The 17,631-nt window shown below is 66.6% G+C and carries 19 protein-coding genes and 1 tRNA gene; 8 read left to right on the top strand and 12 right to left on the bottom strand.

The genetic code is table 11. The features are described from left to right. The first annotated feature begins 129 nt into the window (after nucleotides 1–129). The gene (locus tag EEB11_RS05795) at nucleotides 130–1,020 is read left to right on the top strand and encodes a lytic transglycosylase domain-containing protein (protein WP_135429475.1); all 891 of its coding nucleotides are present in this window, start codon (nucleotides 130–132) and stop codon (nucleotides 1,018–1,020) included. Nucleotides 1,021–1,113: 93 nt separating this feature from the next. Here the strand turns inward: EEB11_RS05795 and EEB11_RS05790 are convergent, their stop codons facing one another. The 3 genes from EEB11_RS05790 to EEB11_RS05780 are packed head-to-tail and all read right to left on the bottom strand — an operon-like array spanning nucleotide 1,114 to nucleotide 2,730. Beyond that, the gene (locus EEB11_RS05790) at nucleotides 1,114–1,407 is read right to left on the bottom strand and encodes a GNAT family N-acetyltransferase (RefSeq protein WP_135429474.1); all 294 of its coding nucleotides are present in this window, start codon (nucleotides 1,405–1,407) and stop codon (nucleotides 1,114–1,116) included. Beyond that, nucleotides 1,397–2,026, bottom strand: a complete 630-nt coding sequence (locus EEB11_RS05785; protein WP_135429473.1) for a 3-oxoacid CoA-transferase subunit B — start codon at nucleotides 2,024–2,026, stop codon at nucleotides 1,397–1,399. The genes EEB11_RS05790 and EEB11_RS05785 overlap by 11 nt, the downstream gene beginning before the upstream one ends. Beyond that, entirely contained in the window at nucleotides 2,026–2,730 is a 705-nt protein-coding gene (locus tag EEB11_RS05780) for a CoA transferase subunit A (RefSeq protein WP_135429472.1), read from the bottom strand. The genes EEB11_RS05785 and EEB11_RS05780 overlap by 1 nt, the downstream gene beginning before the upstream one ends. A gap of 160 nt (nucleotides 2,731–2,890) precedes the next feature. Between EEB11_RS05780 and EEB11_RS05775 the strand changes: the two genes are divergently transcribed. After that, nucleotides 2,891–2,976: transfer RNA gene (locus EEB11_RS05775), tRNA-Leu, on the top strand. A 158-nt stretch (nucleotides 2,977–3,134) separates the two neighbouring features. Here EEB11_RS05775 and EEB11_RS05770 read toward each other — a convergent pair. Further along, nucleotides 3,135–3,599 (bottom strand): Lrp/AsnC family transcriptional regulator, encoded by a 465-nt coding sequence (locus EEB11_RS05770; protein WP_135429471.1) that lies wholly within the window; start codon nucleotides 3,597–3,599, stop codon nucleotides 3,135–3,137. 103 nt (nucleotides 3,600–3,702) lie between these two features. Here EEB11_RS05770 and putA point away from each other — a divergent pair, with 103 nt between their 5' ends. After that, nucleotides 3,703–7,155: a bifunctional proline dehydrogenase/L-glutamate gamma-semialdehyde dehydrogenase PutA gene (gene putA / locus EEB11_RS05765; RefSeq protein ID WP_135429470.1), complete on the top strand. Its 3,453-nt coding sequence runs from the start codon at nucleotides 3,703–3,705 to the stop codon at nucleotides 7,153–7,155. 200 nt (nucleotides 7,156–7,355) lie between these two features. Beyond that, entirely contained in the window at nucleotides 7,356–8,096 is a 741-nt protein-coding gene (locus EEB11_RS05760) for a rhomboid family intramembrane serine protease (RefSeq protein WP_135429469.1), read from the top strand. 18 nt (nucleotides 8,097–8,114) lie between these two features. Here EEB11_RS05760 and EEB11_RS05755 read toward each other — a convergent pair whose 3' ends face one another. After that, nucleotides 8,115–8,909, bottom strand: coding sequence for an inositol monophosphatase family protein (locus EEB11_RS05755; protein WP_135429468.1), 795 nt, complete (start codon nucleotides 8,907–8,909; stop codon nucleotides 8,115–8,117). A gap of 112 nt (nucleotides 8,910–9,021) precedes the next feature. Further along, nucleotides 9,022–9,927: a LysR family transcriptional regulator gene (locus tag EEB11_RS05750; RefSeq protein WP_135429467.1), complete on the bottom strand. Its 906-nt coding sequence runs from the start codon at nucleotides 9,925–9,927 to the stop codon at nucleotides 9,022–9,024. 87 nt (nucleotides 9,928–10,014) lie between these two features. Between EEB11_RS05750 and metF the strand changes: the two genes are divergently transcribed. From metF to EEB11_RS05730, 4 genes are all read left to right on the top strand, one after another. Beyond that, nucleotides 10,015–10,893: a methylenetetrahydrofolate reductase [NAD(P)H] gene (metF, locus tag EEB11_RS05745; protein ID WP_135429466.1), complete on the top strand. Its 879-nt coding sequence runs from the start codon at nucleotides 10,015–10,017 to the stop codon at nucleotides 10,891–10,893. 185 nt (nucleotides 10,894–11,078) lie between these two features. Further along, nucleotides 11,079–11,534 carry a type II 3-dehydroquinate dehydratase gene (gene aroQ / locus EEB11_RS05740; RefSeq protein ID WP_135429465.1) on the top strand — a complete coding sequence of 152 codons (456 nt, stop codon included), beginning with the start codon at nucleotides 11,079–11,081 and terminating at the stop codon, nucleotides 11,532–11,534. A gap of 26 nt (nucleotides 11,535–11,560) precedes the next feature. Continuing rightward, nucleotides 11,561–12,790, top strand: coding sequence for an AMP-binding protein (locus tag EEB11_RS05735; protein ID WP_135429464.1), 1,230 nt, complete (start codon nucleotides 11,561–11,563; stop codon nucleotides 12,788–12,790). Continuing rightward, on the top strand, nucleotides 12,781–13,854 hold the full coding sequence (locus tag EEB11_RS05730) for a thiolase family protein (protein WP_135429463.1): 1,074 nt from the start codon (nucleotides 12,781–12,783) through the stop codon (nucleotides 13,852–13,854). The genes EEB11_RS05735 and EEB11_RS05730 overlap by 10 nt, the downstream gene beginning before the upstream one ends. Before the next feature lie 6 nt (nucleotides 13,855–13,860). On the opposite strand, the gene EEB11_RS05725 is transcribed toward EEB11_RS05730, so the two are convergent. The 6 genes from EEB11_RS05725 to EEB11_RS05700 form a co-directional block, all read right to left on the bottom strand. Continuing rightward, nucleotides 13,861–14,403 carry a biotin transporter BioY gene (locus EEB11_RS05725; protein WP_135429462.1) on the bottom strand — a complete coding sequence of 181 codons (543 nt, stop codon included), beginning with the start codon at nucleotides 14,401–14,403 and terminating at the stop codon, nucleotides 13,861–13,863. Between the two features lie 25 nt (nucleotides 14,404–14,428). After that, nucleotides 14,429–15,025, bottom strand: coding sequence for an energy-coupling factor transporter transmembrane component T (locus tag EEB11_RS05720; protein ID WP_135429461.1), 597 nt, complete (start codon nucleotides 15,023–15,025; stop codon nucleotides 14,429–14,431). After that, entirely contained in the window at nucleotides 15,000–15,758 is a 759-nt protein-coding gene (locus EEB11_RS05715; RefSeq protein WP_135429460.1) for an energy-coupling factor ABC transporter ATP-binding protein, read from the bottom strand. Before EEB11_RS05715 ends, EEB11_RS05720 begins: the two co-directional genes overlap by 26 nt. A 184-nt stretch (nucleotides 15,759–15,942) precedes the next feature. Further along, complete coding sequence (locus tag EEB11_RS05710; RefSeq protein ID WP_135429459.1) at nucleotides 15,943–16,191, bottom strand: YMGG-like glycine zipper-containing protein; 249 nt, start codon at nucleotides 16,189–16,191, stop codon at nucleotides 15,943–15,945. Between the two features lie 133 nt (nucleotides 16,192–16,324). Next, the gene (locus tag EEB11_RS05705) at nucleotides 16,325–16,672 is read right to left on the bottom strand and encodes an Hpt domain-containing protein (protein ID WP_135429458.1); all 348 of its coding nucleotides are present in this window, start codon (nucleotides 16,670–16,672) and stop codon (nucleotides 16,325–16,327) included. An 11-nt stretch (nucleotides 16,673–16,683) separates the two neighbouring features. Further along, on the bottom strand, nucleotides 16,684–17,631 hold the full coding sequence (locus tag EEB11_RS05700) for a response regulator (protein WP_167852666.1): 948 nt from the start codon (nucleotides 17,629–17,631) through the stop codon (nucleotides 16,684–16,686).

Genomic DNA, 17,631 nt, shown 5'->3' with positions numbered 1-17,631 from the left:
GGGGGGCCTACCGGGCAAATGCGGCAAATTGGCCAGATTTGCGGATGGATTTGTGCAAGTGGATGGCCTGAAACGCGGAGTCGTGCCAATCTGGCACCAACAAAAACAACAGACAGGCATCGAGCAGCGATGCGATTCATGGCAGGATTATTGGCCGCGGGACTGGGTGTCGCGCCCCTGGGGGGCATGGCGCAGGGACTGAGCGGCGAGCGCGACTTCTCGTTCAAGCGGGTCAAGGTCGGCGAAGCGGTGGGCAAGGGCCGGATCGTGCAGATCGACCCGGTCGAGCAGGCGCGGCTGCTGGCACTTGCCCCCAAGGTGATACCCCGCGAACCGACGCCGGACCCGGATGCGGTGACGGCGGTGGCGGGGGCTGCGGCGCTGGCCCCGCCCGGCGCGCTGACGCAGGTGGCGCCGCGCACGGCAAGCTATGACTGGTTCTGGCAGACGGTGCCCACCAGCCGGGCGGCGGTGGCGGACCGTTTTCCGCTGGCGATGGCCACGCTGTCGAAAGGGCCGAGGGGCAGCGGTGTGACGGCGCCGAGGTTGCAGCACATGCAGGGCATTGCCGAGAAATACGGCAAGCACATCCTGATGGCCACCATCGGCACCGATGTGTCGCCTGCGCTGGTGCTGGCGGTGATCGGGGTGGAAAGTGCCGGGCGCGCCGATGCGGTATCCTCTGCCGGAGCGCAGGGGTTGATGCAGCTGATCCCCGCCACGGCGGCGCGGTTCGGGGTCGCGGATTCGACCGATCCGGCGCAGAACATCAAGGGCGGGGTGGCCTATCTGAACTGGCTGCTGAAAGAGTTCAACCGCGACCCTCTGATGGTGCTGGCTGCATATAACGCCGGTGAGGGCGCGGTGCGGGCCAATGACGGCATCCCCCCCTATGCCGAAACGCGCGACTATGTGCCCAAGGTGCTGGCGGCCTGGCAGGTGTCACAGGGGCTGTGCCTGACGCCGCCGGAACTGGTGACCGACCCTTGTGTGTTCAAGGTGATCTCGGCGGGCGGATGACGGGGCCTGTGAGTTTGGCGTTGCAAAAGGGGGTTGTCTGCCCCCTCGTCGCTTCGCTCCCCCCCTGAGGATATTTTCGGACTGAAAACGGGGTCAGGTTGCGAAGGCGTCGGCCCAGTCGGGGTGTTTGCGGCGTTGGGCGTTCACAAAGGGGCAGAGCGGCACGATTTTGATGCCGCGCGCCCGCACGTCATTGACCATGAATGCCACCAGCGCCACCCCCGCCCCGGTGCCGCGCAGGCCATCGGGTACGCCGGTGTGGTCGGCGATGATCAGGGTGGGGGTGGTGACCGAAAAGGTGATCTCGGCCTCCATCCCATCTTTTGACAGCACGTAGCGGCCCTTGCTGGCGGTGTGTTCGGTGCGGAGGGCGGTGTCAGTCGACAAGGGTTGCCTCTGTCGCGGCGCGCAGTTCGGCTTCGGTCACGCCACCCGCAAGTTCAACGAGCTTGAGGCCACCGGGGACGACATCGAGCACGCCAAGGTTGGTGATGATGCGGTCGACCACCGCCTTGCCGGTCAGCGGCAAAGTGCAGGATTTCAATACTTTGGACTCGCCGTGTTTGCTGGTGTGGTCCATCACCACCACGACGCGGCCCACCCCGGCCACAAGGTCCATCGCGCCGCCCATGCCCTTGACCAGTTTGCCCGGGATCATCCAGTTGGCCAGATCGCCGTTTTCGGCCACCTCCATCGCGCCAAGGATGGCCATGGCGATCTTGCCGCCGCGGATCATGGCAAAGGATTGGGCAGAGTCGAAAAACGCGGTCTGCGGCAGTTCGGTGATGGTCTGCTTGCCGGCGTTGATCAGATCGGCGTCTTCTTCGCCCTCGAACGGAAACGGGCCCATGCCGAGCATGCCGTTTTCCGATTGCAGGGTCACGTTGACGCCCGGCGGAATGTAGTTCGACACCAGCGTCGGGATGCCGATACCGAGGTTCACATACCAGCCGTCCTGCAGTTCCTGTGCCGCGCGGGCGGCCATTTGGTTGCGGTCCCAAGGCATTATGCGGACTCCTTCTTGCGCACGGTGCGCTGTTCGATGCGTTTTTCGTGCTGGCCCTGAATGATGCGGTGCACATAGATGCCGGGCAGGTGGATGGTGTCGGGGTCAAGTGCGCCAAGTGGCACGATTTCTTCGACTTCCACCACGCAGATTTTGCCGCAGGTGGCGGCGGGCGGGTTGAAGTTGCGGGCGGTCTTGCGGAACACGAGGTTGCCTGACGGGTCGGCCTTCCACGCCTTGACGATGGACAGGTCGGCGATGATGCCGCGTTCCATGATGTAGTCCTGACCATCGAAATTCATCACCGGCTTGCCTTCGGCGATCACGGTGCCGACGCCGGTTTTGGTGTAGAACCCGGGAATTCCGGCACCGCCCGCGCGCATGCGTTCGGCCAATGTGCCTTGCGGATTGAACTCCAGCTCCAGCTCGCCACTCAGATATTGTCGCATGAATTCAGCGTTTTCGCCGACGTAGGACGAGATCATCTTCTTCACCTGACGCGTTTCCAGCAGGACGCCAAGGCCAAAGCCGTCTACCCCCGCGTTGTTTGACGCGACGGTCAGATCCTTTGTCCCCGCGTCGCGGATCGCGGCGATCAGCAGTTCGGGTATGCCGCACAGGCCAAACCCCCCCGCCGCGATGAGCATTCCGTCAAACAGCACCCCGTCGAGCGCCGATCTGGCATCCGAATAGACCTTTTTCATGCTGACCCTTCTCGCACTATTGGTGCTGTCATAAAGCGGGGGAACCGGGGCGGTGTCAATTGCTGCAGGGCAGCAGAAACCCGGGCGCAGTCTGATGACGCGGGTTTCGCGTTGCCCCCCCTTTTCCCCGCCGCCCGCTTCGCTATGCTGGCGCTGCGCTGCCCGCGTGGTGAAATGGTAGACACATGAGACTTAAAATCTCCCGATCGCAAGGTCATGCCGGTTCAAGTCCGGCCGCGGGCACCATCCGGATTTTCCTGTCGGGCGACGAGCCGCCGCCGGGATGAAGGGCCGGTCCAGGTGTTGCGTGGCAAGGCACTGAAAATGCTGGAAATTTTGGGTATGATTTGGGTGTGGTCCGCGTATGATTTGCGTAAGTCTTACGTCATGACGTCTGTGCGCTTTCAGATCGGGCCCTCTTTCACCGATTCCATCGCCACATAGGTCGAGGTGTTCGCCACATGGGGCAGGGCCGAGATGCGTTCGGCCAGCACGCGGCGGTAGGCCTGAATATCCGCCGTGCGCACCTTCAAGAGGTAGTCAAACCGGCTGGCGATCATGTGGCATTGTTCGACCTCGGGCACCGTCATCACCGCGCGGTTGAACGCTTGCAATGCGGCTTCGCGGGTGTCGGACAGCTTGACCTCGACAAAGGCCACATGGGCCTGACCCATCTTGATCGGGTCGAGGCCCGCGCGGTAGCCGGTGATCACGCCCGCCTCTTCCAGCCGTTTCATGCGGGCCTGTGTCGGGCTTTTGGACAGGCCGATTCGGCGGGCGAGTTCGACGGCGCTGATCCGGCCTTCGGAGGACAGGATGCGCAGGATGGCGTGGTCGAAACGGTCCAGAGGGGCTTGGGCAGTTGACATGGGCTTTGCCTTGATTTGCGGGCGGAATGGCTTTTGAGGTCATGATAATCGGGTGAACAGCCTTTGAATAGCGCGGTATCATGGTCTGAACAGGAGAAGCCCCATGTCGCACGCCAGCCAAATTGCCCCCATGACCATCATCCGGAACGAGGCGCTGCGGGATGAGGCGGCGCTGGTGGCCGCGCTGATCGCCGAGGCCGGTCTGGCCGCACCGGCGCGGGCGGCGATTTCGGGCGAAGGGGCCGATCTGGTGACGCGCATCCGCCGCAGCGCCAAGCCGGGGCTGATGGAGGTGTTTCTGGCCGAATACGGGCTTTCGACCGATGAGGGCATCGCGCTGATGTGTCTGGCCGAAGCGCTGCTGCGGGTGCCTGATGCCGACACCATGGATGCGCTGATCGAGGACAAGATCGCGCCAAGCGACTGGGGGCGGCATCTGGGGCGGTCGGCGTCGTCTTTGGTGAATGCGTCCACATGGGCCTTGATGCTGACCGGCAAGGTGCTGGAAGAGCGCGAGCCGGGGGTGGCGGGGCATTTGCGCGCCGCCGTGAAGCGGCTGGGCGAGCCGGTGATAAGGCGCGCCGTGGCGCAGGCGATGAAGGAAATGGGCCGCAACTTCGTGCTGGGCGAGACGATCGACCGGGCGATGGAGCGCGCGCGCGAGTTGGAGGGCAAGGGCTACACCTACAGCTATGACATGCTGGGGGAGGCTGCGCGCACCGAAGACGATGCGCGGCGGTATCATCTGGCCTACTCAAAAGCGATTTCGGCGATTGCCGGGGCGGCAAAGGGCAATGACATCCGCGCCAATCCGGGGATTTCGGTGAAGCTGTCGGCGCTGCATCCGCGCTATGAGGTGGCCAAGCGCGACCGGGTGATGGCGGAGCTGGTGCCGCGGGTGCGCGCGCTGGCCGGTCTGGCGCGGGCGGCGGGGCTGGGGTTTAACATCGACGCCGAGGAGGCCGACCGGCTGGAATTGTCGCTGGAGGTGATCGAGGCTGTGCTGGCGGATGCGTCGCTGGCGGGCTGGGACGGGTTCGGCGTGGTGGTGCAGGCTTATGGCCGCCGCGCGGGGGCGGTGATCGACTGGCTGCATGACACGGCGGTGCGGCTGGACGCCCGGCTGATGGTGCGGCTGGTGAAGGGCGCCTATTGGGACGCCGAGGTGAAGCGGGGGCAGGTGCTGGGGCTGGAGTCGTTTCCGGTGTTTACCCGCAAAGAGGCGACGGATGTGTCGTTCATCGCCAATGCCCGCAAGCTGCTGGGGATGACGGACCGGATTTATCCGCAGTTTGCCACGCACAACGCCCATACGGTCGCGGCGGTGCTGCATATGGCGGGGGAGATGGGTGTGGATGCGATGGCCTATGAGTTCCAGCGCCTGCACGGCATGGGCGAGCGGTTGCATGACATTGTGCTGACGGACCGGGGCACACGCTGCCGGATTTATGCGCCGGTGGGGGCGCATCGGGATTTGCTGGCATACCTTGTGCGGCGGCTGCTGGAGAACGGGGCGAATTCCAGCTTTGTGAACCAGATTGTTGACGAGGATGTGCCGCCCGCGCGGGTGGCGGCCTGCCCGTTGACGGCTGTTGAGGGGGTGGCCTTGCCCAACAAGGCGCTGCTGACCGGGGTGGATCTGTTTGGCGCGCGGCGCAATGCGCGGGGGTTTGATCTGACGGCGGGGCCGGACCTTGAGGCGATCGAGGCGGCACGGGGGCCGTATAAGGATAAGGTGTTCGAGGCGGGGCCGATGCTGGCGGGGCGCGCGGTGGGCGGATTGCGGCATGAGGTGGTGAACCCCGCGACGGGCGCGCGGGTGGGCTTTGTCACCGATGCGGGCGCACCGGATGTGGATACAGCGCTGCGGCTGGCCGAGCCCTGGGCGGCAGAGGCGCAGGTGCGGGCCGAGGTGCTGAAGCGCGCGGCGGATCTGTATGAGGCGGAATTCGGGGCGATCTTTGCGCTGCTGGCGCGCGAGGCAGGAAAGACCCAAGCCGATGCGGTGGCGGAGCTGCGCGAGGCGGTGGATTTCCTGCGCTACTATGCCGATGGGGCGGGGGCCTTGGTGCATGGCGCGCGCGGGGTATTTGCCTGCATCAGCCCGTGGAACTTTCCGCTGGCGATTTTCACCGGGCAGATCGCGGCGGCGTTGGCGGCGGGCAATGCGGTGCTGGCAAAGCCTGCGGAACAAACGCCGCTGATTGCGGGCCTTGCGTTGGGGTTGCTGCACAGGGCCGGGGTGCCGGTGAGTGCCTTGCAGCTGCTGCCGGGCGATGGCGCGGTGGGGGCGATGCTGACGCGGGATGCGCGGGTGGCGGGGGTGGCCTTTACCGGCGGCACCGATACGGCGCTGAAGATCCGCGCCAGCATGGCAGACCATCTGGACCCGGGCGCGCCGCTGATTGCGGAGACGGGGGGGCTGAATGCGATGGTGGTGGACAGCACCGCGCTGCCAGAGCAGGCGGTGCGCGACATTCTGGCGTCGAGCTTCCAGTCGGCGGGGCAAAGATGCTCGGCGCTGCGGTGTCTGTATGTGCAGGAAGACATCGCGGGCCCGGTGCTGGAGATGCTGTTTGGCGCGATGGACGATCTGGCGCTGGGCGATCCGTGGGATCTGGCAACCGATGTGGGGCCGGTGATTGACGGCGAGGCGCAAGCGGGGATTGCCGAGTATGTGGGCCACGCGCGCGCCGAGGGGCAGGTGCTGAAGGAGATCGCGGCACCGGCGGGTGGGACATTCGTGGGGCTGGTGGTGATCAAGGTGCCGGGGATTGCGGCGATGCCGCGCGAGATATTCGGGCCGGTGCTGCATGTGGCGACGTTCCGCGCGGCGGATCTTTCCCAGGTGATCCAGGCGGTGAACGCGACCGGGTATGGGCTGACCTTTGGCTTGCACACGCGGATCGACGACCGGGTGCAGCAGATTGTCGGCGCACTGCGGGTGGGCAACATCTATGTCAACCGCAACCAGATTGGCGCGGTGGTGGGCAGCCAACCCTTTGGTGGCGAAGGGCTGTCGGGCACCGGGCCAAAGGCGGGCGGGCCGCATTACCTGCACCGGTTTACCGGCGCGCTTGCGCCGGTCGTGGCAGGGGGAGAGCGTGTCAGCACCAGTGCCGCAGGTTTGCGCGCGGCGCTGGGTGCTGCGCAGGCGGTGCCTGCGCCGGTGACGATTGATCTGCCGGGGCCGACGGGGGAGTCGAACCGGCTGACGAGCGTGGCGCGCGCGCCGGTGCTGTGCCTTGGGCCGACGGCGGCGCAGGCGATGGCGCAGGCGGTGGCGGTGCGGACCCTTGGCGGGGTCGCGGTGGAGGTGCCGGGGCTTGACCCGGCGGCGCTGACCCGGGCGGAGGGGGTTTCGGCGGCGATCTGGTGGGGCGATGCGGGCGTGGCGCGCGCCTGCGCGCAGGCGCTGGCGGCGCGGCGCGGCCCGATCTTGCCGCTGATCACGGGAATGCCCGACGCGGCGCATGTGGTGCTGGAGCGCCATGCCTGCATCGACACCACGGCGTCGGGCGGCAATGCACAACTGCTGGCAGAGGTCGCGGGCTGAGGCGGCGGATCTGACGGAGCGGCTGCGCCGCGTTGTTTTTGCCTCGTCGCGCGCGTTCCGCGCGTCTCCTCGGGTTTGCGCGTGCCGCGCGTCTCCTCAGGTTTGCGCGTCCCGCGCGGGGGGAGAGGTCGTGCGGGGTTGCACGATTGTGTCCCTGCGCGGGCTTGACGGGGCCAGGGTGATGGGAAAGGTTGGCGGCCATGTTTCCCATTCGCGATCACAACCCGTCAGGGCGCTGGCCCTTTGTCACCTATGTGCTGATCGCCGCGAATGTGGCGGTGTTCGCGCTGTTCAACCTGAGCATGGGCGAGCGGGAGCTGGCCTATTTCTTTTACGACTGGGGGTTTGTGCCGCGGTTTGTGACGGAAGGCCTGAGCCTGCAGGGCATTGTCACCCATATGTTCCTGCATGGCGGCTGGATGCATTTGCTGGGCAATATGCTGTTTTTGTTCATCTTCGGCGACAATCTGGAAGATGAGATGGGACATGCGGGCTTTGCGCTGTTTTATGCTTTGGCCGGGCTGGCGGCGGTCGGGTTGCAATATGGGGCGGACCCTGCGTCGGATATTCCCATGGTGGGCGCATCGGGGGCAATTGCCGGGGTGATGGGGGGCTATCTTTTGCTGTTTCCCAAGGCGCGGGTCGATGTGCTGATCATCATCGTGATCTTTTTCCGCATCGTGCCGATTCCGGCCTGGCTGGTTCTGGGCCTGTGGTTCGGGCTGCAGCTGGTAAACGGCGCGATGGCGCCGCTGGACGGCGGCGGCGTGGCCTATTGGGCGCATGTCGGCGGCTTTGTGGCCGGGGCGCTGATGACGCTGCCGATTTGGCTGCGGCGCGGCGGCATAGGGTTCTGGAACCGCACCCATGGCGCGCCGCCGCATCCGGAGGCAAGCTATGCACGGTCGCGGGTGCCACAGGTACCCCGGCGACCGCGATAGGGCCAGATCAAGGGCGCGTCAGCCGTCGTTGCGGATGATCTTGCGGAACGATTCGAACAGCGCCTCATTCCCGGCGATCAGGCTGCCGTCTTCGAGCGGGTCTTGCGTTTCGCGGATGCCGGTGACCATGCCGCCGGCCTCTTTCACCAGCAGGATGCCGCCGGCCACGTCCCAGGGCGACAGTTCGCGTTCCCAGTAGCCGTCGAAGCGGCCGGCGGCGACATAGGCCAGATCGAGGGCTGCGGCCCCCCAGCGGCGGACCCCGGCGCAGGCGGGCATCAGGCGGGCGAGGTCTTGCAATGTGGCGGGCAGGGTTTTCTTGGCGCCGAACGGCACGCCGGTGGCAAACACCGCCTCGGACATGGTGCGGCGGCCCGAGACGCGGATGCGGCGGCTGTCATTGAGCCAGGCGCCCGAGCCTTTTTCGGCCCAGAACATTTCATCCTTGGCAGCGTCATAGACCACCGACGAGATGATCTCGCCCTTGTGCTCCAGCCCGATCGACACCGCCCAATGCGGCATGCCGTGCAGAAAGTTGGTGGTGCCGTCCAAGGGATCGACGATCCAGCGGCGGGTGGGGTCGGCCCCGGCGGCAGCCCCGGTTTCCTCGCCCAGCCAGCCATAGGTGGGGCGGCCGCCCATCAGGTCTTCGCGGATCATCCGCTCGGCCTCGCGGTCGGCCTTGGAGACAAAGTCGCCGGGGCCCTTGGTGGAGACCTGAAGGTTTTCAACCTCGCGGAAGTCTTTGACCAGAGAGCGGCCCGCGCGGCGCGCGGCCTTGATCATCAGGTTGAGGTTGGCGCTGCCTTGCATCTTGGACTCCGTTCCGCATCAGCGCCCGCGTATAGGGCGGACGGCTGCGCAAGGGAAGGGGGGACGGGCGTTTGTGCGCCCTGTTGGGTGAAACGGTGCAGAGGTGGCGCGGTCAGCCGCGTTGCAGTTTGACCGGTTCGGACCGGCACAGGCGCAGGAAATGGGCCATGAAGGGTTTGGCCGCATCCTCATCGCGGGTGGCGGCGAACAGGCGTTTGGTCACCGTCTGGGGGCCAAGCGGGCGGGTGACGTAATCGGCATGGCTTTTGATGTCGCGCAGCACCCAGTCGGGCAGCACGGACACGCCGCGGTTGGAGCCGACCAGCATCAGGATGACGGCGGTCAGTTCCACCGGGCGCTGGCCGCGGGGTTCGACCTTGGCGGGGGTCAGGAGTTCGGTGAAGACATCAAGTTTGTCGCGGCCCACGGGATAAGTGATCAGCACCTGATCGCGGAAATCTTCCGCCGCGATGAAGGGTTTGGCGGCCAGCGGGTTCTGGGCCGAGGCCACAAAGACCGGGTGGTAATCGAACAGCGGGTTGTAGGTGATGCCGGCCAGCGGTTCGGGGTTGGAGGAGATCACCAGATCGACCTCTTCGCGCAGCAGGGCCGGGAAGCTGTCGAAGGCCAGACCGGCGCGGATGTCGACATCGACCTCGGGCCAGGCCTGGCGGAATTGCTCCAGCACCGGGAACAGCCAGTCGAAACAGGCGTGGCACTGGATGGCGATGTGCAGCCGCCCGGTCTTGCCCGAGCGGAGCGCGCTGAATTCTTCCTCCATCTGCTCGATTTCCGGCAGGATGCGGTCTGCGGCGCGCAGCATGCGGATGCCTGCTGCCGACAGGCGCATGGGTTTGGAGCGGCGCACGAACAGCTCCATCCCGGCCTGATCTTCAAGGTTGGCGACCTGATGCGACAGGGCTGATTGCGTCATGTTCAGAAGGTCGGCGGCGCGGGCGAGGCCGCCGGCCTGATGGATCGCGCGGATGGTGCGCAGGTGGCGGAGTTCGATGTACATGAGGTTCACCACAAGATGATCGTGAAGATTATGAATTTGTCTCACATCTGCGAATCTGCGACAAGGGGGCATCACAAGGAGCTAATCATGGCCACGCCGCGCATTTCGTTCGAGTTTTTCCCACCCCAGACGCTGGACGCATCGTTCCGTCTTTGGGAAACCGTTCAGGCGCTGGCCCCGATGCAGCCGGAGTTTGTGTCGGTCACCTATGGCGCGGGCGGCACCACCCGCAAGCTGACGCATGAAGCGGTGACGGCGATCGGCAAGAATTACGGGCTGAACGTGGCGGCGCATCTGACCTGCGTTGATGCCACGCGGGCCGAAACCATGGAGATTGCCGCCGCCTATGCGGATGCCGGGGTGACCGAGATTGTGGCGCTGCGCGGCGATGCGCCCAAAGGGGCGGAGCGGTTTACCGCGCACCCCGACGGTTTTGCGTCGTCGGTGGAGCTGATCGAGGCGCTGGCGGCCACCGGCAAGTTCAAGCTGCGGGTGGGGGCTTATCCTGAGCCGCACCCGGATGCCGCCGATACGCTGGCCGATGTGCGCTGGCTGAAGCGCAAGATCGATGCGGGGGCGACCAGTGCGATCACCCAGTTCTTCTTTGACGCCGATACGTTTTTCCGCTTCCGCGATCTGTGCGTGAAAGAGGGGATTACCGCGCCGATCATTCCGGGCATCCTGCCGATCACCAGCTGGGCGGGGGCGAAGAAATTTGCCCTGCGGTGCGGGTCGGATGTGCCGGCGCGGCTGGACGAGGCCTTTACCACCGCGGCGCGCGATGGCCGGGAAGAGCTGTACGCACTGGCCCATTGCACCCAGCTTTGCGACAACCTGCTGCAGGGCGGGGTGGAGGATCTGCATTTCTACACCCTGAACCGCCCGCACCTGACCCGCGAAGTGGTGCGTGCGCTGGGCATCCAGCCGGAGCTGGTGCCGGAACTGGTGCTGGAAAAGGTTGCCTGAGAGCAGGCTGCCCATGACCGGATTTACGGCGTCTCCCTGAGGCCCTTGCCCGTTGTGGCTTGGGCCTCTTTTTTTGGCGTGGGGCGACCGCCCTGTTTGCACCGGCTGCAGAGCAGCCTGTGCAAATGCGGGTTTCCTGCGGCGCGTCCTGTGGATAGCATGGGATGAGTTGCAAAGAGGACGCCATGGCCCAGTCTGACCCTACCAAGCCCGTCTATATTCTGAACGGTCCCAACCTGAACCTGCTGGGCCTGCGCCAGCCCGAGATTTACGGGCGCGAGACGCTTGACGATGTGGCGGCGGCCTGTGCGGCGCTGGCCGGGGAGCTGGGGTTGGCGGTGCGGTTCGAGCAGTCTAACCACGAGGGCGCGCTGATCGACTGGATTCACGAGGCGCGGGGGGCGGGGGCGGGGATCATCATCAATCCTGGCGCGTTCACCCATACTTCGGTTGCCATTCTGGACGCGCTGAACGCTTTTGACGGGCCGGTGCTGGAGGTTCATATCTCGAATGTTCACAAGCGCGAGGCGTTCCGGCATCATTCCTATGTCAGTTTGCGGGCGGAAGGGGTGATCGCCGGGTTCGGGACCGAGGGCTATCTGCTGGCGTTGCGGCGGATGCGGACGCTGGTTGCGTCCTGAGCGCGGTCGCGCGGGGAGAGCGGCAAATGCGCGCCGTGCAGGAAGTATCTGGGAACGCTGCAAATTCCTGGTTCTGCTGGCATGAGGCGGCGCGGCTGATCGGGCCTGACGGAGGCGAGGTTTCGCGCGCGGGGGTGTTTGCGCCGGTGTTGGCGGACCGGCCGGGGGGCGCGGCGCTGGCGGCGGCTTTGGCGGGGCGGGGCTGCGCGTTTCGGGTTGGCGGCGAGGGCGAGGTTGCAGCGGGCCCTGGCGGGTTCGAGACGCTGACCGGCGGGTCTTTGGGCGGGTCGCGGCGGGTGGTGCGGTCTCAGGCGTCGTGGCTGGCGAGTTTTGCGGTGAATGCGCGGCTGTTCGGCATCGGGCCGGGCGTGCGGGTGGCGGTGCCGGGGCGGTTGTCGCAGTCGCTGGCGCTGTACGCGGCGCTGGAGGGGTTGGCGCTGGGGGCCGAGGTGCATCTGCTGGACGGGTTGCGGCCGGACCGGATGGGGCAAGCGGTGGCGGCGCGCGGGACCCATGTGATTTATGCGACGCCGGTGCATCTGGCGCAGATGGCGGCGTGTGGGGTGATGTGGCCCGGTTTGCGGCTGGTGCTGGTGGGCGGGGCCAAGCTGGAGCCGGGGCTGCGCGCGGCGTTGCGCGCGGTGGCCCCCGGCGCGGAGGTGCGGGAGTTTTATGGCGCGGCGGAGGCGAGTTTCATCACCTTGAGCGGGCCGGAAGACGGGCCGGAGACGGTGGGGCGGCCCTATCCGGGGGTGGAGCTGCGGATCTGTGACGGCGATGGGGAAGAGGTGCCTGCGGGGGCGGTTGGGGAGGTCTGGCTGCGCAGCCCGTATGTGTTTCAGCGCTATGCCGGGGATGACCCTGGGTCGGCGCGGTGGCGTGACGGGTGGTTGTGCGTGGGCGAAATGGGGGCGCTGACGCCAGCCGGGCTGGTGTTGCGCGGGCGGGCCGGGCGGATGGTGACGGTGGCCGGGCAAAATGTGTTTCCCGAAGAGATCGAGCGGTTTTTGTGCGCTTTGCCGGGGGTTGAGCGGGCGGCCGTGCTGGCGCGCGGGGATGCGGTGCGGGGGCATGTTCTGGTGGCGGTGCTGATGGGAGAGCCTGCGCGTGAGGGCGCGGTTCTGGCGGCGGCGCGGGCGCGGCTGGGGGCAATGGTGGCCCCGCGTGGGGTGATCTGGCGGCAGGACTGGCCGGTGCTGGCATCGGGCAAGACTGACCTTGCGGCATTGCAACGCGGGGTGGATGCATGGCGGTGATCCTGTCGGCGCGGCGCACGGGGATCGTGCCCAAGGGCGGGGCCTTTGCGCGGCTGTCGCTGGAGGAACTGGCGGTGCCGGTGCTGCGCGCCTGTCTGGCGGATGCGGGGCTGGCGGCGGTGGATGAGGTGATCTGCGCCAATGCGATCGGGCCGGGCGGCAACCCCGCGCGGCGGATTGCGCTGGCGGCGGGGCTGCCCGAGGCGGTGGCGGGGCTGACCATTGACCGGCAATGTGCGGGGGGCCTTGATGCGCTGCTGCTGGCGGCGGCGCTGGTGGACGGGGGCCGGGCGGATTTCGTGCTGGCGGGCGGGGTGGAGAGTTTCTCGCGCCGGCCATTGCGGTTTGTGACGAACCCGGATGGCGGGCCTGCGGTGGGCTATGACGAGGCGCCGTTCACGCCCTGGCCTGCGCGCAATCCGGCGATGGCCGATGCGGCGGCGGCTTTGGCGCTGGCCTGCGGGTATGGGCGTGCGGTGCAGGAGGACTGGGCGGCGGGCAGCCATGCGAAGGCTTTGGCGGTGACGGACTGGCCCGAGATTGTGCCGCTGGCGGGGGTGTCGCGCGATGTGTTTGCGCGACGGCTGACGCCCGCGCTGCTGGCGCGGGCACCGCTGGTGGCGGGCACGGTCACGCGGGCGACAGCGGCGGTGGCGGCGGATGGGGCGGCGTTCTGCGTGGTGGCGGCGGATCGGTTTGCCGGGCCGGGGGCCTTGCGCATTCTGGGTGGGCGCACGTTGGGCGCGGACCCCGAGCAGCCGGGGCTGGCCCCGGTGCCGGCGATTGCGGCGGCGTTGCGGGGGCTGGGGCTGTCAGCGACCGATGTCTCGCAAAGCGAGGTGATGGAGGCCTATGCAGCGCAAGCGATGGCCTGTGTGGAGCGCGCCGGGTTGAACCCGGCGCGGGTGAATTGCCAGGGCGGTGCGCTGGCGCGCGGGCATCCGATTGGCGCGTCAGGTGCGGTGCTGGCGGTGCGGCTGTTTCACAGCCCTGGCCGAGGCATTGGCCTTGCGGCGATTGCATCGGCTGGCGGGATCGGCTCGGCGCTGGTGGTGCAGCGCTGAGCTGTTTCAGGCGCGGGCCAGCAGGGCGGCGGGGCGGGCGCGGGCGATGGATTGGGTGACAAGCCCGGTCAGCACCGCCTTGATCACATCGCCGGGCAGGAAGGCCAGCGCCAGCAGCGACGCTTCGGCCCATGTCTTGTTCAGCACGATGGCCATGCCGGTGATGCCGCAGAGATACATCACCCCGATGCCGCCGATGACCCCGCCTGCGGTGGCGGCCCAGAACGGGGGCAGCGTGGTGCGTTCCATGATCCAGCCAGCGGTGAAGGCGGCGAGGGGGAACCCCACAAGGAACCCAGCCGAGGGGCCAACGAAGACGCCAAGGCCGCCGCGCCCGCCTGACAGCAGCGGCAGGCCGAGGGCGACGAGCAGCAGGAACAGAAGGACCGCCAGCAGGCCGCGCTTTGCCCCCAGGACGGTGCCGCAGAGCATGACGCCCAGCGTTTGTGCGGTGATCGGCACGGCGCCGGCCAGATAGAGCGGCGGCACAAGCCCCAGCACGGCGATCAGGGCGGCGAACAGGGCAATATGGGTTAGGCTGCGTTCCATCGGATCCTCGGTGTTTTGCAGGGTCTTAGCCTGTGCCGCCACGGGCGCGCAAGGCCTGTGCGACCTGTTCGGCATCATCAAGCGCGGCGAGGGCGGCGGGGGCGGCCAGCCGCCAGCCGGGCTTGCGGGCGGAGCGGGCGCGCCAGGCCTGTGACAGCAGGGCCGTCCGGTCGGACAGGACCGGGATGAAGCGGATCACCAGTGCGATGGCGAGCGCCAGCCTGCGGGGCGGCAGAACGGGCGACAGCGGGCGGGCGAGGCGTTCCAGAACGGTGATCATGTCGGACAGGCGGGTGGTCATGGTCACAAGATTGGCCGCCGCGACGGCCGCCGTCATGCGCAGCAGAATGACACCGCCCGCCGTCAGGTCATCCCGCCACAGGTGCCACAGGGCGATCAGAGCCACGAAGGGCCAGAGCGGGCGCAGCATGCGCGCGCCATGGCGGGCAAAGCGCGCGCCGCCTGTCAGGTACAGGGCGGCGATGGCGATGAGCGCGAGGCCAAGCGCCAGTGGTGTGGTGAGTTGGAACAGGACAAGCGTGAACAGCGCCAGCGCGGCCAGCTTTGCGCCCGCCGCCACACGGTGCAGCGGGGTTTCAACCGGGGAGGTCAGCGTCAGCATCAAGCCCCCCCAGCCGCTGCATCTCGGCGTCGAACAGCGGCAGCACTTTCGCGGGTGGGCCATCGGCGGCGACGGTGCCGCCCTCCAGCCAGATCACCCGGTCACAGCTGGACAGGCTGGCCGGGTCATGGGTGATGGTGATCAGCCGCTGCGGCAGGGCGGCAAAGCTGCGCGCCAGCCGGGTTTGGGTGGGCAGGTCCAGCCCGGCAAGGGGTTCGTCGAGCAAAATGGTGCGCGGCTGCATCAGCAGGACCGATTGCAGGCAAAGCCAGTGGCGCTGCCCCTGCGACAGGGTGGCGACCGAGGCGCCAAGCCAGTGGCTGCGGCCATGCTGGGCCAGATGAGCGGTGACGCGGGAGTGCGCCCCTGCCTTCGGCACACCCATCTGGATCAGGCCGAAGGCCAGTTCCTCATCCACGGTGGGAAACAGGATCTGGTGATCGGGATTCTGGAACAGGATGCCCAGATGGGCAAGCATCGCCTTGCGGTCGCGGGCGGGATCGCAGCCTTCCACCCGTACGGTGCCGTTGTCAGGGGTGATCAGCCCGGCCATCAGCCGCAACAGGGTGGATTTGCCCGATCCATTGCGCCCGATGATGCCGATGCGCTGCTGCGACAGGTGCAGCGACAGGTCGCGCAGGACAGGGCGGCCCGACAGCGTAATCGCGGCACCGGCCAGCACGATGCCGGCGGGAGCGGTGCCATCAGGGGTCAGGGAAGGAGCTTGGGTCATCAGGGGCCTTGGCTGCGCGTGGCCCCGGTCATACCGGCTGTGGCGGCGCGTGGAAAGCCCGCCGCTGTGGCGGTTGGCGCAGGGGAACGGGCGACGGCATGAAAAAGGCGGCACCGGAGTCCGGTGCCGCCCTTGGTGTGAATCCGGTGGCAGACCCGTAGCGGGTCAAACCAGCGGTGTCAGATCAGCAATTTGCGATGAAGCGGTTGCCGTTCTGGTCGCGGTAATAGCACTGGCCGCGCTGTGGGGCCGGACCGATCAGGGTGGATGCGGCGACGCCGACAGCGGCACCGATCAGCGCGCCTTGGGTGCTGTCTGTCACTGCGGCACCGACGGCGGCACCCCCCAGTGCGCCGAGGGCGGCATTCTGGTCAGTGGTCTGGCAAGCGGCCAGCGACAGGGCAAGGGCGGACATAAGGATAAATTTTTTCATGTGGCAGCCTCTTTGGGTGATCATTGGATGGTTTCTATGTCTTACAACGCGGCGGGGCAGGATAAGTTCCAAACATTCCGGCGAGAGGACCAATTCCTTTCCGGAGACCGGCTTTGCCGGGCTGGGCGGCGATTTATCCGGCACCCGCCAATGCGTTGTCCAGTTCCCGGCGCAGGTCATCCAGGGCGGGCAGCAGTTGCTGCTGCACGGCTTCGGTCTGGGCGGGGCCGGACAGGTCGCAGACCCGGTTGCACAGTTCTTCGATCCGCTGGGCCTGACTGCCAAGCGCGGCAAAGCCAAAACTTGCCGCCGTTCCGGCGATCTTGTGCGCGACCTTGCAGATTTCGCGCGCCGCCGTTTCCGGGTCATCACCCGCTTCCAGTGCGCCACGCTCGATATCAATTTCGATCTGCCGTGAGGCGGTCATGTCCAGGAACTGCGGCAGCAATGCGCGCGCCCAGGAGTCTGCCGGTTGTGCCATTGGTCTGTGCCTTACCCTGCCATAAATTGAAGCTGATGGGCTGACTGTCCGCGCACCGAGGCCCGGGCGCGGCCCAGCATCGTCTTGACCGCCGAGGTCGAGAACAGCCCCGAATGCACCGTAGCCCCCACCCGCGCTTCCAGCATGGGCATGCCCAGGCTTTCATACACAGCATCATAGGTCATCAGCTCGGCAGCCAGTTCGTGTTCGATTTCCTGGGTGTCGAGCGGTTGCGCCCGGTTCAGGATGCAGACAAATTCAGCGCTGCCGGCATAGGCCAGCAGAAAGGTCTGGCGCTTCATGCAGGCGGCAATGGCCGATCCGACATCGGCCATGCAGTCCAGAAACTCCATCCGGTTCAGGCGGCGGAACAGGCTGGCCCCGCCGACGACCTGAAAGGCCACCGCCGTGTGGCTGTGCAGCTTCAGACGGCTGAGGGTCAGCAGGTGGTTTTCCAGCGCGAGATATTCGATCAGCGACCCGCATTTCGGCAGGGCGACCGGTTCTTCGAAGGCAAAGCGCATGCCCGGAACATCATCCATCGATTCCATGGCAAATTGCAGTGACCGGGTCAGATTGTGTTCCTGCACCAGACGGTCAAGCATGCCCAGCCGGGCCTGCAGCTCGATCCGGTTGATCGGTTTGGTCAGATAGTCGGTGGCACCGACGGCAAAGGCCTGATCGACATAATCGCGCCCGACCATGGTGGTGACCATCATGATCGGCGTGGTGCTGTGATGGGCCATGGCGCGGATGTGCTGACAGGCTTCGATTCCGTCCATTTCCGGCATCTGGATATCGAGCAGGATCGCGTCAAACTGTTCATGCGGATTGGACAGGCGGGTCAGCGCTTCGGCAGCAGAGGTGACGCAGACGGGGGGCTGATATCCAAGCTGGCTCATCATCTTGGTCAGAACATAATGAAACGCCGGATCATCATCAACTGCAAGATAACGCAT

It is taken from the genome of Pseudotabrizicola sediminis (genome assembly GCF_004745575.1).
GTDB classification, from domain to species: Bacteria; Pseudomonadota; Alphaproteobacteria; order Rhodobacterales; family Rhodobacteraceae; genus Pseudotabrizicola; species Pseudotabrizicola sediminis.
Note: the sequence above shows the minus strand (reverse complement) of the source record. Positions and strands in the feature narration are given on the sequence as shown.

What these genes read in the sequence shown, in the direction of transcription:
- EEB11_RS05795 (WP_135429475.1), top strand. Translation starts at nt 130, where the DNA reads ATGCGATTCATGGCAGGATTATTGGCCGCGGGACTGGGTGTCGCGCCC.
- EEB11_RS05785 (WP_135429473.1), bottom strand. Translation starts at nt 2,026, where the DNA reads ATGCCTTGGGACCGCAACCAAATGGCCGCCCGCGCGGCACAGGAACTG.
- EEB11_RS05780 (WP_135429472.1), bottom strand. Translation starts at nt 2,730, where the DNA reads ATGAAAAAGGTCTATTCGGATGCCAGATCGGCGCTCGACGGGGTGCTG.
- EEB11_RS05770 (WP_135429471.1), bottom strand. Translation starts at nt 3,599, where the DNA reads ATGTCAACTGCCCAAGCCCCTCTGGACCGTTTCGACCACGCCATCCTG.
- putA (WP_135429470.1), top strand. Translation starts at nt 3,703, where the DNA reads ATGTCGCACGCCAGCCAAATTGCCCCCATGACCATCATCCGGAACGAG.
- EEB11_RS05760 (WP_135429469.1), top strand. Translation starts at nt 7,356, where the DNA reads ATGTTTCCCATTCGCGATCACAACCCGTCAGGGCGCTGGCCCTTTGTC.
- EEB11_RS05755 (WP_135429468.1), bottom strand. Translation starts at nt 8,909, where the DNA reads ATGCAAGGCAGCGCCAACCTCAACCTGATGATCAAGGCCGCGCGCCGC.
- EEB11_RS05750 (WP_135429467.1), bottom strand. Translation starts at nt 9,927, where the DNA reads ATGTACATCGAACTCCGCCACCTGCGCACCATCCGCGCGATCCATCAG.
- metF (WP_135429466.1), top strand. Translation starts at nt 10,015, where the DNA reads ATGGCCACGCCGCGCATTTCGTTCGAGTTTTTCCCACCCCAGACGCTG.
- aroQ (WP_135429465.1), top strand. Translation starts at nt 11,079, where the DNA reads ATGGCCCAGTCTGACCCTACCAAGCCCGTCTATATTCTGAACGGTCCC.
- EEB11_RS05735 (WP_135429464.1), top strand. Translation starts at nt 11,561, where the DNA reads ATGCGCGCCGTGCAGGAAGTATCTGGGAACGCTGCAAATTCCTGGTTC.
- EEB11_RS05730 (WP_135429463.1), top strand. Translation starts at nt 12,781, where the DNA reads ATGGCGGTGATCCTGTCGGCGCGGCGCACGGGGATCGTGCCCAAGGGC.
- EEB11_RS05725 (WP_135429462.1), bottom strand. Translation starts at nt 14,403, where the DNA reads ATGGAACGCAGCCTAACCCATATTGCCCTGTTCGCCGCCCTGATCGCC.
- EEB11_RS05720 (WP_135429461.1), bottom strand. Translation starts at nt 15,025, where the DNA reads ATGCTGACGCTGACCTCCCCGGTTGAAACCCCGCTGCACCGTGTGGCG.
- EEB11_RS05715 (WP_135429460.1), bottom strand. Translation starts at nt 15,758, where the DNA reads ATGACCCAAGCTCCTTCCCTGACCCCTGATGGCACCGCTCCCGCCGGC.
- EEB11_RS05710 (WP_135429459.1), bottom strand. Translation starts at nt 16,191, where the DNA reads ATGAAAAAATTTATCCTTATGTCCGCCCTTGCCCTGTCGCTGGCCGCT.
- EEB11_RS05705 (WP_135429458.1), bottom strand. Translation starts at nt 16,672, where the DNA reads ATGGCACAACCGGCAGACTCCTGGGCGCGCGCATTGCTGCCGCAGTTC.
- EEB11_RS05700 (WP_167852666.1), bottom strand. Translation starts at nt 17,631, where the DNA reads ATGCGTTATCTTGCAGTTGATGATGATCCGGCGTTTCATTATGTTCTG.